Genomic DNA, 12,374 nt, shown 5'->3' on the forward strand with positions numbered 1-12,374 from the left:
GTCATCGACGGGAGAGAGGGAAGATTCGGGTGCTGATCGCGTCGGGCGGGCGTCTGTCCCCCTGTGGCAGGGGCGCACGCCGGACGTACAGCAGCGTCATTCTTCCATGCCCTCGGGCCTGCGCCAAAATCGGCCGCCCGGCCCCGGGGACCAGCCCAGGATGGAAAGCATCTCCCGGTCCTTCTTGTCGAAGCCCGAGGCATCGCAACGCTCGATCAGATCAGGCCTGTTGAGCGCGGTACGGCGGAAGGCCTCGTCCCGGCGCCATCGCGCGATCTTTCCGTGGTGCCCGCTGAGCAGCACCTCCGGAATGCCCCGGCCGCGCCATTCCGGCGGCTTGGTGTAGACGGGGCCCTCCAGCAGACTGGCCATGGCTCCGGGCGCGAAGGAGTCGTCGCGATGCGATTCGGCGTTGCCGAGGACGCCCGGCAACAGCCGTGCCACGGCTTCCGTGATGACCAGTACGGCGGCTTCCCCGCCGGCCAGGACGTAATCGCCGATGGACACCTCGATGACCCGCACACGGGTGGTGTACTCGTCCATCACCCTGCGGTCGATGCCCTCGTACCGGGCGGGCGTGAAGATCAGCCACGGCCGCTCGGAGAGCTCGACGGCGAGTTCCTGGGTGAAGGGCCGGCCGCTGGGCGTGGGCACCACGATCACCGGGGAGTGCGCCCCGGCCTCGTAACCGTCGGCCAGCGTCTCGTCCAGGCAGTCGCCCCAGGGGCCGGTCTTCATGACCATGCCCGGACCGCCGCCGTACGGGGTGTCGTCGACCGTGTTGTGCCGGTCGTGGGTCCACTCGCGGAGGTCGTGGACGTGCACGTCGAGCCGGCCGCGGGCGCGCGCCTTGCCGACGAGAGAGACGTTCAGCGGCTCCAGGTACTCCGGGAAGATCGTGACGACGTCGAGCCTCATCGGGTGCCGTCCCCGGACGGGGCGGACTCGTCGCCCTCCTCGCCCTCCTCCTCGCGTGAGGTGGCGACCACGGCCTCGCTCTCGTCGATCAGCCCGGGCGGCGGTGTGATGACCACACGCTGCTCCTCCAGGTCGATCTCACCGACGATCTCCTCGACGAAGGGGATCATCACCTCGCTGCCGTCCGGGCGCTCCACGATGAACAGGTCCTGGGACGGCAGGTGCGTGATCTCGGTGATCCGGCCGACCTCGGTGCCGTCGGCGAGGACCACGTCGAGGTCCATGAGCTGGTGGTCGTAGAACTCCTCGGGGTCCTCGGGAAGCTCGTCCGGGTCCACCTCGGCGATCAGGAGGGTGTTACGGAGGGCCTCCGCGCCCGAACGGTCCCGTACGCCTTCGAAGCGGAGCAGCAGCCTTCCGCTGTGGACCCTGCCGGTCTCGATCGTCAGCGGTCCGGTCTCTGCGGGCTCGGTGGCCAGAACGGCACCGGGGCCGAGCCGCAGCTCGGGCTCGTCCGTGCGCACCTCGACGGTGACCTCGCCCTTGATGCCATGGGCACGGCCGATCCGTGCGACTACCAACTGCACGCTGCTTCTCCTGGTGATCGTTTACGGACGACAAAGGCCGGGGACGGCTCGAAAGCCCTCCCCGGCCCTGGCCGGTGTTCAACTCCTCAGCGAGCCTGATCCACGTCGACGAGGTCGACGCGGATACCACGGCCGCCGATGGCACCCACGACGGTACGCAGAGCGCGAGCGGTGCGGCCGTTACGGCCGATCACCTTGCCGAGGTCGTCCGGGTGAACCCGGACTTCCAGCACGCGTCCACGGCGCAGGTCGCGCGAGGCGACCTGCACATCGTCGGGATTGTCGACGATGCCCTTCACGAGGTGCTCGAGAGCCTCCTCGAGCATGCTCAGGCCTCGGTCGACTCGGTGGACGCAGCGTCAGCCGCCTCGTCCGCCTTCTTGTCGGCCTTCTTGGCCTTCTGGGTGATGGCCTCACCCTTGGCCTCGTCGCCGTCCGAAGTCAGAGCCTCGAACAGGGCGCGCTTGTCAGCCTTGGGCTCCGGCTGCAGGAGCGGCGGCGGGGCCGGAAGGCCCTTGTGGGCCTGCCAGTCGCCGGTGAGCTTGAGGATCGCGAGAACCGGCTCGGTCGGCTGAGCGCCGACGGAGAGCCAGTACTGCGCGCGCTCTGCGTTGACCTCGATGCGCGAGGGGTTCTGCACCGGGTGGTACAGGCCGATCTCCTCGATGGCCCGACCATCACGGCGGGTACGGGAGTCGGCGACGACGATGCGGTAGTGAGGCGAACGGATCTTGCCCAGACGCTTCAGCTTGATCTTGACTGCCACGGAAGTGGTGTCTCCTGGTCTTGACGTGGTTGGGCACAACGTAGATGCCACGTGGGGTTGCGGTACTCGCGTGCCCGACGGACGCGTCAGCCGGAGGAGAGAGGGGTCCTATGCGACTGTCGAGTAACAGCTGTCCATTGTGCCACACCGCAACGGGTCACCCCACCGCGACCGCCGCTTCCGGGATCCTGAACGGCTTTCCGCAGCCCCCGCAGACGATCGGGGCCTGCGCGAGGACCGAGGGGACCACGCGCACATTGCGTCCGCAGTCGCAGACGGCCTTGACCCGCACGCCGCCTCCGGAGGAGCCGTGCCTGGCGGCCGGCCCGCGGAAGGACCGCTTGGTGTCGGCGGCCGTGGCGACGGTGTGCGCCTTGAGGGCGCGCTGGAGCCGTTCGATGGTGGGCCGGTACCTCCGCTTGGCCTCCGGGTTGAGGGTGACCAGCGAGAATCCGCTGCTGGGATGAGGCTCCTCGGCATGATCGAGGCCCATCTCCTCTGCGATCGCGAGGAATCGCCGGTTGTGGTATCGGCCTGCGCGTGAGGTGTCGCGGACACCTCTCGCGGCGGCGATGCCGTGGACTGCCTCATGCAGCAGTCGCTCGAAGGAGAGTTCGGCGCCACAGGCGGACGACGACTCTCCGATCAGGGACTCGGGCGCGGCAAGATCGGGCAGCTCGGGGTGGTACCGCTGAATATCGGCCCACGCCTGTGCCAGCTCTGCGGCAAGTACAGGTGGTGTCGTGCTCACGTCGTGACAACGAGCCTGAGTGCCCCGGTGTTCCTATTCCGGGGCATCCCAAATAATTTGCACGTACCAGTCAGTTGCCGTCGATGCGTCCGGACGAGGGCGGGTGCGCTGATCTGAGGAGAAGTCACACAGCTCGCACCAAGGTGGTACGTAGCGCCGCGTACGTCCGGCGCGTAGTCGCGGGGCGGCGTGGGAGCCCCTGCGGGCTCCGGCGCGGCGGCAGCCGGGACAGGGCCGACCCTACCCGGCGTTCCGTACGCCCGGGGACCGGCCCGGGCGTACGGAGCCCGCTGAACCCGGCGCGGAGCGCTCGACGTGCTCCCGGTCACGTGTCGGGTAAGACTGGGGAGGGAAGAGCACGAGCCCGCAGAGCCCGATGTCGTGTGAATCCGTCCGCCGAAGCTGCTGGTCGGCGGGGGTGCACGACCTGGGCGGACAAGCATGGCCATCCAACCCCTGGACGAGACCGCGGATGCGGAGTTCTCTGACATGCGGGGGGCTGCGGGCGTACGCACACGGGGGGCCGTCCACTCGGGCACGACCGACCTCTTGGCGGATTGGGGCGCTTTCATGACACCAACGCTCGTCCGGCACCACAGGTATGCGGATTCGTCCGCCACGGTGGACGCCGGTACCCGTGCCCGCGACTGGGCCGAGATCCAGGAGCGGATGCTGGCACCGCTGTACGAGGCGGTGTACCAACGGCTCGAAGTCGGGGCCGCCACGCGGATGCTCTCCATCGGCTGCGGATCCGGGCTGGCACTGCTGATCGCGGCCGCTCGTGGCGCACGCGTCACCGGCGTCGACACCGACCGTGAACGGCTCGCGCTGGCCCGCGAGCGTCTCCTGCCCGACGCCGGATGGGCCGGCACGCCGGAACAGGCACCGGCGGAGCAGCCGAGGCTGTTCGTCGGTGGACCGCCCGCCGCCGCCCCCGCCGCGGGCGAGGCACCGTACAACCTCCTGACCGCGTTCAACCCGATCGGCTGTGTGACGGGTGATTCCGAAGGGCTCTCGCCCGCTCTGGAATCGGCGGTGCGGCTGGCCGCCCGGGGCACGACCGTGGTCCTGACCGGCTGGGGCCCGCCCGAGCGGTGTGCCACGGCACCGGTACTGCGGGTGGCGGCCCGGCTGGCGGAGTCCGCCCGGGCACCGCGGTCGGCCGGCCTGCGGGCGGCCCGCCGCGACGATCTGGAGGACGTGGCGGCGCGGGCAGGGCTGAAGCCGGACGGTTCGGGCCGGGTGTCCTGTCCGTTCGGGTACGCCGATATGGACAGTGCGGTGCGCGGGCTGCTGTCGACCGGGCTCTTCGACTCGGCCGTCCGGGCGACCGACCGGTCCCAGGTCGAGAAGGAGGTCGCGGAGGCACTGCATCCGCACCGCCGGCCTGACGGCACGGTGTGGATGCCCAACGTGTTCCGCTATCTGGTGTGCGTCTCCTGAGACCGTGCACCCGGGACATGCGTAAGGGGCGCCCTCTCCGGGAGGGCGCCCCTTACGCGTGTCCCTCGGCGACCGGATCAGCCCATGAACTTCTTGAACTCGTCGGGCAGCTCGAAGTTCTTGTCCTCCTGGGCCGGCAGACCCAGCGCACCGCCCTGCGCCGCCTGCTCACGGCGGGCCGCCTCGGCCTGCTCCTCGGCCTTGCGCTTCATCGGGTTACCGCTCTTGCGCTTGCCCTTGGCCTGCTTGACCTGCTTCTTCTGACGGCCGGGGCCGCCACCCATGCCCGGCATGCCCGGCATCCCGGGCATGCCGCCGCCCTGGGCCATCTTCGACATCATCTTGCGGGCTTCGAAGAACCGCTCCACCAGGTTCTTCACGGCGGAGACCTCGACACCCGAACCCTTGGCGATACGGGCCCTGCGCGAACCGTTGATGAGTGTCGGCTCGGCGCGCTCCTTCGGGGTCATCGACTTGATGATCGCGGCCGTACGGTCCACATCGCGCTCGTCGATGTTGTTGATCTGGTCCTTGATCTGCCCCATGCCGGGCAGCATGCCGAGCAGTTTGGAGATGGAGCCCATCTTCCTGACCTGCTCCATCTGCGACAGGAAGTCGTCGAGGGTGAAGTCCTTGCCCTTGCTCGACGCCAGCTTGGAGGCCATGTTGGCGGCCTCTTCCTGGCTGAACGTCTTCTCCGCCTGCTCGATCAGGGTGAGCAGGTCACCCATGTCGAGGATGCGCGAGGCCATGCGGTCCGGGTGGAAGGCGTCGAAGTCCTCGAGCTTCTCGCCGTTCGACGCGAACATGACCTGCTTGCCCGTGACGTGGGCGATCGACAGGGCGGCGCCACCGCGGGCGTCACCGTCGAGCTTGGAGAGGACCACACCGTCGAAGCCGACGCCGTCGCGGAAGGCCTCGGCGGTGTTGACCGCGTCCTGGCCCATCATCGCGTCGACGACGAAGAGGATCTCGTCGGGGCTGACGGCGTCGCGGATGTCCGCGGCCTGCCGCATCAGCTCCTGGTCGATGCCGAGGCGGCCGGCGGTGTCGACGATGACGATGTCGTGGACCTTGGTCTTCGCGAACTCGATCGAGTCCTTGGCGACCTTGACCGGGTCACCGACGCCGCTGCCCGGCTCCGGTGCGTACACCGCGACCCCGGCACGGTCCGCGACGACGCTGAGCTGGTTGACGGCGTTGGGGCGCTGGAGGTCGCAGGCGACGAGCAGCGGGGAGTGGCCCTGGCCCTTGAGCCAGAGACCGAGCTTTCCGGCGAGGGTCGTCTTACCCGCACCCTGCAGACCCGCGAGCATGATCACGGTGGGCGGGTTCTTCGCGAACCGCAGGCGCCGCGTCTCGCCGCCGAGGATGCCGACAAGCTCCTCGTTGACGATCTTGACGACCTGCTGGGCCGGGTTCAGGGCCTGGGAGACCTCGGCGCCGAGCGCCCGCTCCTTGACCTTGGCGATGAAGGCGCGGACCACGGGGAGCGCGACATCGGCTTCCAGCAGCGCGATACGGATCTCGCGAGCCGTGGCGTCGATGTCCGCCTCGGACAAGCGGCCCTTGCCCCTGAGGTTCTTGAAAGTCGCGGCAAGGCGGTCGGAGAGAGTATCGAACACGGCGCTCGTCGGTCCTCAGGGTCGGGGGCGGGGCAGGTCAGTCGCACTCCAGGGTATCCGGCCACCGGAGAACACGAAGCCCTCGCCCGTCTCTCGTGACGGACGGGGGCCGTTCCGCCGCTCCGGAAGGCGGAGCGGCGGGCATCCGGCAGGGTCAGCCGAGGGCCTTCTCGACCTCTCCGGCGACCCGGGCCGCCCGGTCGTCGGGCAGCGGGTTCCCGTCGGCGTCCGTGACGTAGAACGCGTCCACCGCGTTGGCCCCGAGCGTCGACGCATGGGCGCTGCGCACCCGTACGGAGCTCTGCTCCAGGGCCTGGCCGATCCGGTGCAGCAGTCCCGGGGCGTCCTGGGCGCGGACCTCGATCACCGTGGCGACCTGGGAGCCCGCCGCGGCGACGGTCACCCGGGGCGGCGGGGCCTTGACCCCGCGTCGGCGGGGGTAGGCGGCTTCGCGTTCGGCGAGGCGTGCCCTGATGTCCAGTGAGCCGTCCAGGGCCCGGACGAGGTCGGTGCGGAGCCGGGCGGCCTGCGGGAGCGATCCGTACTCGGCGGCTACCCGCCAGCTCAGCAGCAGCAGACCGGCGCTGTCGCCGAGTTCGGTGGGGAGCTCCACGGCACGCAGATCGGCGGCGCGGACCGTGAGGCGGTGCAGCGCGAGGACTCCGGCCGCCGCGGGCAGGACGCCCGGACGGTCGGGCAGGGCGATGAGCAGTTCGACGCCGACCGGTTCCGGTGCCCCGTCCTCGGACGGGGCCTCGGTCTGCGCGTGCAGGGCGAGTACGGGCTCACCGGTCCGCAGTGCCTCGATGGCGAGGCGTTCCTGCTCCGCGCTGGGCGCGGCGGGTTCCGGTTCCGGCGTGGCCTCGCCGGCGAGTACGGCGGCGGCGCGCCTGACGAGGTCGCTGACGAGCGAGGCGCGCCAGGTGCTCCAGGCGGCGGGCCCGGTCGCGAGGGCGTCCGCCTCGGTCAGGGCGTGCAGGAGTTCCAGGGTCGAGGTGGTGCCCACCGCGGTGGCGACGGAACGGACCGTCGCCGGGTCGTCGAGGTCGCGCCGGGTGGCGGTCTCGATGAGCAGCAGATGGTGGCGTACGAGGGTGGCGATGACGCCCACGTCGTGTCTGTCGAAACCGATGCGGGCCGCCATGTCCCGGGCGATGACCTCACCCGCCACGGAGTGGTCACCGGGCCAGCCCTTGCCGATGTCGTGGAGCAGCGCGGCGACGAGGAGCAGGTCGGGGCGGCCGACGCGGCGGGTGAGGGTGGCGGCGCGGACGGCCGTCTCGACGAGGTGGCGGTCGACGGTCCAGGTGTGGACGGGGTTGCGCTGCGGGCGGCAGTGGACCCGTTCCCAGTCGGGCAGCAGCCGGGTGATGATCCCTTCCGATTCGAGCGCTTCCCAGACTCCCACGGTGGCCTCGCCGGCCCCGAGCAGGGTGACGAGTTCCTCGCGGGCCTCGGCGGGCCACGGCACGGGCAGCGGGCGGGCGGAGCTCGCCAGGTGGCGTACGAGGTGGCGGGAGAGCGGCAGTCCGGATTCGGCGGCGGCCGCTGCGGCTCTGAGGGTGAGTACGGGGTCCTTCTCCGGGCGTGCGGTCCGGGCGAGGACGACCTCGCCGTCCGCCTCGACGACCCCGTCGGCGAGCGGGGTGCGGTCGGGGACGGGCTTGCCGCCGCCCAGCATCGCGCGCAGCCGGGGCCGTACGGAACGGGCGCGCAGCACGCGGTTGACCTCGCGCCAGGTGACGTCGGTGGCGTACGAGACGGTGCGGGCGGCCTCGTAGACCTGGCGCAGCAGCGCGTCGGCGTCCAGGAGGCCCAGTTCGGCGGCGACCTGGTCCTGTTCCTGGAGGGCCAGGCGATCGGTGGCGCGGCCGGTGGTGAGGTGGAGGGCGTCGCGGGCGTCGAGGAGGACGCGGCGGGCCTCGGAGAGCCCTTCGCGCGGGGCGTCGGCGACCCAGGACGCGGCGATCGCGCGCAGGGCGGTGGCGTCGCGCAGGCCGCCCCGTGCTTCCTTGAGGTCGGGTTCCAGGAGGAACTGGAGCTCGCCCATCCGCTCGGCCCGTTCGCGGCAGAGTTCGTCCAGGGCCGGGAGCCGCTTGGGTGCCTGGTTGCGCCAGTCGGCGAGGATCGCGGTGCGCAGGCCGGCGGCGAGGCCGAGGTCGCCGGCCACCGGCCGGGCGTCGAGCAGTCCGAGCTGGACCTTGAGGTCCTCCCCTGCTGTCCTGCGGGCCTCGGCGGGGGTACGCACGGAGTGGTCGAGGGCGAGGCCGAGGTCCCAGACCGGGTACCAGACGCGGTCTGCGAGGGCGGCGAGGGCGGCCGCGTCGGCGCTGCCGTCGTGCAGGAGCAGGAGGTCGAGGTCGCTGCGCGGGGAAAGCTCGCCGCGGCCGTACCCGCCGACGGCGACGAGGGCGGCGCCCCCGACGCCCGTTTCTTCGGCCGCGGTGGTGAAGAGCGCGTTCAGCCAGCCGTCGGTCAGTGCGGCGAGGGCAGCACGGCGCGGCGGCCCGGACCGCGCCTTCTCCTGGAGCAGGCGCAGCCGGGCCGCCGCGTAGCCGCTGGGTCCCGATTCTTCGGATTCGGTGGTCACTTCAGTGCTCGTCACCCAGCTGCCTCTCGGTTGTACGGGACGCTCAGAGTGCGTCGGGTCCGCGTTCCCCGGTGCGTACGCGGATCGCTGTCTCGACCGGCACGCTCCAGACCTTGCCGTCACCGATCTTGCCGGTGCGGGCGGCCTTGACGACGACGTCGATGAGCTGTTCGGCGTCCTCGTCCTCGACGAGTACCTCGATACGGATCTTCGGCACGAGGTCGACGGTGTACTCGGCACCGCGGTAGACCTCGGTGTGTCCGCGCTGGCGGCCGTAGCCGCTGGCCTCCGTGACCGTGAGGCCCTGGACGCCGAAGGCCTGGAGGGCCTCCTTGATCTCGTCGAGCCGGTGCGGCTTCACGACTGCGGTGATGAGCTTCATGCGTCCACCTTCTTCGTCTTCGCTGCTGCCGTGTCCTGGGAGGCCGTGGTGCGCGGGGCGGTACCGCCGCCGGCACCACTGAAGTCGTACGCCGTCTCGGCGTGCTCGACCTGGTCGATGCCGGAGATCTCGTCGTCCTCGGGGACCCGCATCCCGATCGTCCTGTCCAGCAGGAAGGCCAGGACCGCGGAGACGACCAGAGAGTACGCCAGGACCGCGAGGACTCCGACGGCCTGCTTGCCGAGCTGGTCGAGGCCGCCGCCGTAGAAGAGGCCCTTGGCGTCGGACTGGACGCCACCGGTGGCGAAGAAGCCGACGAGCAGGGAGCCGGCGATCCCGCCGACGAGGTGGACACCGACGACGTCCAGGGAGTCGTCGTAACCGAACTTGTACTTCAGGCCGACCGCCATGGCGCAGAGCACACCGGCGATGGCGCCGACGGCGATCGCGCCGAGCGGGCTGACGGCGCCGCCGGCGGGGGTGATGGCGACGAGACCGGCGACGGCACCGGACGCGGCGCCCAGGGTGGTGAAGGAGCCGTGGCGGACCTTCTCGTACCCGAGCCAGGCGAGCATCGCGGCGGCGGTGGCGACCTGCGTGTTGACGAACATGACCGCGCCGACACCGTCGTCGTTGCCCAGCCACGAGCCGGCGTTGAAGCCGAACCAGCCGAACCAGAGCAGACCGGCTCCGAGCATGACGAGCGGCAGGCTGTGCGGCCGCATCGGGTCCTTCTTGAAGCCGACGCGCTTACCGATGACGAGGATCACGCCGAGCGCCGCCGCACCGGCGTTGATGTGGACGGCCGTACCACCGGCGAAGTCGATGACGCCCATCTCGAAGAGCCAGCCGCCGGAGCCCCAGACCCAGTGCGCGACGGGGAAGTAGACGACGGTCACCCAGAGCGTGATGAACAGGGCCCACGAGGTGAACTTGACCCGGTCGGCGAGTGCGCCGCTGATCAGGGCCGGGGTGAGAACGGCGAACATCAGCTGGAAGACCGCGAAGACGTAGACCGGGATGGTGTAGCCGTCCCAGAGTTCGTTGACGCCGATCCCGCTGAGGCCGACGTAGTCGGAGGTCCAGCCGACGACCGAGCCGATGTCGGAGCCGAAGGCCATGCTGAATCCGTAGAGCACCCACAGGATCGTCACGATCCCGAGGCTGATGAAGCTCATCATCAGCATGTTGAGGGTGCTCTTGACCCGGACCATGCCTCCGTAGAAGAAGGCCAGGGCCGGAGTCATGAGCATCACCAGCGCGGAGCAGATGAGCATGAACCCGGTGTTGGCGGCAGACAGCTCTGGGGCGTCTGCGGCGAACGTCATGATGCCTGGGGGCATCGGCGTCTCCTCGTCGTCGGTGCGGCCGCGTGCGGGCGAGATCGCGTGGCCACTGGGGAAAAAGGTGCGGGCCGGTTATGCGCCATGAGATTGGCCCAGCGCCGTTTCCGCAGATGCTGCACGGTGTTTCGCCGCAGTGACGAAGAGGCGCGGTGTGTTACGTCCGAATGAACCGGGAGTGGCCTGAGCGCTGCGCTGCCTACCATGCGTTCCGCGCCGCATACGGTGCGGTTGAACCGCCCGGGGACGTGAACCGGCCACGACGACCACCCGGTGGCCTGGCGATGGGGAGCCGAGACGGGCTGTGCGGGGTGGTGGTCGTGGCTGGTGGCGAGGGGGCCGGGTCAGACGGCTTCGGCGGTCTCCGGCAGTTGCTCGTGGAGCAGCTCGGTGAGCCTGGCGACATCGGCGACATCGCCGAAGTCCCTGGCAGCGGTGTCGACGGTCTTGCGGAGCCGGGTGTTGACCCGCTCGGAGCGGACCTTCCTGGCGACCTTCAGGGCATGGGTGGCGAGCACGGTGGACCGCTCGGGCTCACGCTTGAGCAGATGGACGGTGGCCATGCCGATCAGGTTCAGTGCGTACGACCGCTGGTGCTCGTCGTCCTCGCCGAAGAGCTCGACCGCCCGCTCCATGACGGGCTCGGCCAGCGAGGCGTACGTGGGGCTGCGGCCCGCCACATAGGCCAGGTCACGGTAGGAGTGGGCGTTTTCCCCGTTGAGCTCGGCCTCGGAGAAGAACCGGATCCAGTCGGGCTCGGGCTCGCCGTCGAGTCCCGCGTCGAGGAAGGTGTCCTCGGCCATCCGGACCGCTCGCTTGCACTTGCTGGGCTGGCCCATGTTCGCGTAGGCACGGGCCTCCATCGCATACAGCATGGCCTGGGTGCGCGGGGTGGCGCAGTCCCGGCTGCCGTACTGCGCGAGATGGATGAGCTCAAGGGCGTCGTCCGGGCGTCCGAGGTGGATCATCTGCCGGCTCATGCTGGAGAGCACGTACGAACCGAGGGGCTTGTCGCCGGCCTCCTTGGAGGCGTGCAGGGCGAGGACGAAGTACTTCTGGGCCGTGGGCTGGAGACCGACGTCGTAACTCATCCAGCCCGCCAGCTCGGCCAGTTCGGCCGCGCAGCGGAAGAGCCGGGTGGCGGTGGCCCCGGGCTGCGGCTCCTGCAGCAGGTCGGTGACCTCGTGGAGCTGCCCGACGACGGCCTTGCGCCGCAGTCCGCCGCCGCACTGGGCGTCCCACTGGCGGAACATGGCGGTGGTGGACTCCAGAAGGTCCAGCTCGGGGCCCGAGAGCCGGGAGGGACGGCGGGCAGCGGCGGGTGATTCGGGTTCGGCGGGCCCCGCTGCGGGGACGGGCACCAGCCAGCGCTGCATGGGCTCGATCAGGGCGGGACCGGCGGCGAGCGCGAGCGAGGAGCCGAGGAAGCCGCGCCGGGCGAGCATCAGGTCGCTGCGGGAGAACTCGGAGAGCAGGGCGACGGTCTGGGGGCCCGCCCACGGCAGGTCGACGCCGGACACGGAGGGCGACTGGTGTGCCGTACGCAGTCCGAGGTCCTCGACGGCGACCACGGCGCCGAAACGCTCCGAGAACAGCTCGGACAGGATGCGCGGGATCGGCTCGCGGGGCTGTTCGCCGTCGAGCCAGCGGCGCACCCGGGAGGTGTCGGTGCTGATGTGGTGGGCGCCGACCTGACGCGCTCTCCGGTTCACCTGTCGTGCGAGTTCGCCCTTCGACCAGCCGCTGCGCACGAACCAAGATCCCAATTGCCCGTTGGGGCGCTTTCCGGCATTCGTCTCGCCTGCGCCGCTGCCACTCACTGGAACGCCCCCATCCCGCCGAAACCCGTCGCGCGAACCACTATCAGAATGTCGTGCATCGATTCTGCACGTACGGAGATGAACACCCTCGCACAAGGAGTCGGGTTGCCTCCGGCATACCCGTGTGCGCTCATACTTCCAGGGTTCGT

At 70.3% G+C, this 12,374-nt stretch carries 11 protein-coding genes; 1 reads left to right on the plus strand and 10 read right to left on the minus strand.

Annotation, left to right across the window (positions count from 1 at the left end; translation table 11 throughout):
- Positions 1–96 precede the first annotated feature (96 nt).
- From trmD to F0344_RS08775, 5 genes are all read right to left on the minus strand, one after another.
- Positions 97–918 carry a tRNA (guanosine(37)-N1)-methyltransferase TrmD gene (gene trmD / locus F0344_RS08755; RefSeq protein WP_185298244.1) on the minus strand — a complete coding sequence of 274 codons (822 nt, stop codon included), beginning with the start codon at positions 916–918 and terminating at the stop codon, positions 97–99.
- Positions 915–1,505, minus strand: coding sequence for a ribosome maturation factor RimM (gene rimM, locus F0344_RS08760; RefSeq protein WP_185298245.1), 591 nt, complete (start codon positions 1,503–1,505; stop codon positions 915–917). Before rimM ends, trmD begins: the two co-directional genes overlap by 4 nt.
- A gap of 86 nt (positions 1,506–1,591) precedes the next feature.
- Complete coding sequence (locus tag F0344_RS08765; RefSeq protein ID WP_173316147.1) at positions 1,592–1,831, minus strand: RNA-binding protein; 240 nt, start codon at positions 1,829–1,831, stop codon at positions 1,592–1,594.
- 2 nt (positions 1,832–1,833) lie between these two features.
- Positions 1,834–2,271 (minus strand): 30S ribosomal protein S16, encoded by a 438-nt coding sequence (gene rpsP / locus F0344_RS08770; RefSeq protein ID WP_185298246.1) that lies wholly within the window; start codon positions 2,269–2,271, stop codon positions 1,834–1,836.
- Between the two features lie 157 nt (positions 2,272–2,428).
- Positions 2,429–3,022: a hypothetical protein gene (locus tag F0344_RS08775; RefSeq protein ID WP_185298247.1), complete on the minus strand. Its 594-nt coding sequence runs from the start codon at positions 3,020–3,022 to the stop codon at positions 2,429–2,431.
- Positions 3,023–3,592: 570 nt separating this feature from the next.
- On the opposite strand from F0344_RS08775, the gene F0344_RS08780 reads away from it, so the two are divergent.
- Positions 3,593–4,465, plus strand: coding sequence for a methyltransferase domain-containing protein (locus F0344_RS08780; protein WP_185298248.1), 873 nt, complete (start codon positions 3,593–3,595; stop codon positions 4,463–4,465).
- Positions 4,466–4,542: 77 nt separating this feature from the next.
- Here F0344_RS08780 and ffh read toward each other — a convergent pair whose 3' ends face one another.
- From ffh to nsdA, 5 genes are all read right to left on the minus strand, one after another.
- A complete protein-coding gene (gene ffh, locus F0344_RS08785; RefSeq protein ID WP_185298249.1) occupies positions 4,543–6,090 on the minus strand; it encodes a signal recognition particle protein in 1,548 nt (515 codons plus the stop codon).
- A 154-nt stretch (positions 6,091–6,244) separates the two neighbouring features.
- Positions 6,245–8,695, minus strand: coding sequence for a [protein-PII] uridylyltransferase (locus F0344_RS08790; RefSeq protein WP_185298250.1), 2,451 nt, complete (start codon positions 8,693–8,695; stop codon positions 6,245–6,247).
- A 28-nt stretch (positions 8,696–8,723) separates the two neighbouring features.
- Entirely contained in the window at positions 8,724–9,062 is a 339-nt protein-coding gene (locus F0344_RS08795) for a P-II family nitrogen regulator (RefSeq protein WP_014048583.1), read from the minus strand.
- A complete protein-coding gene (locus tag F0344_RS08800; RefSeq protein ID WP_185298251.1) occupies positions 9,059–10,405 on the minus strand; it encodes an ammonium transporter in 1,347 nt (448 codons plus the stop codon). The genes F0344_RS08795 and F0344_RS08800 overlap by 4 nt, the downstream gene beginning before the upstream one ends.
- Before the next feature lie 344 nt (positions 10,406–10,749).
- Positions 10,750–12,225 (minus strand): transcriptional repressor NsdA, encoded by a 1,476-nt coding sequence (gene nsdA / locus F0344_RS08805; RefSeq protein ID WP_185298252.1) that lies wholly within the window; start codon positions 12,223–12,225, stop codon positions 10,750–10,752.
- Between the last annotated feature and the right edge of the window lie 149 nt (positions 12,226–12,374).

It is taken from the genome of Streptomyces finlayi (assembly GCF_014216315.1).
Classification (GTDB): domain Bacteria; phylum Actinomycetota; class Actinomycetes; order Streptomycetales; family Streptomycetaceae; genus Streptomyces; species Streptomyces finlayi_A.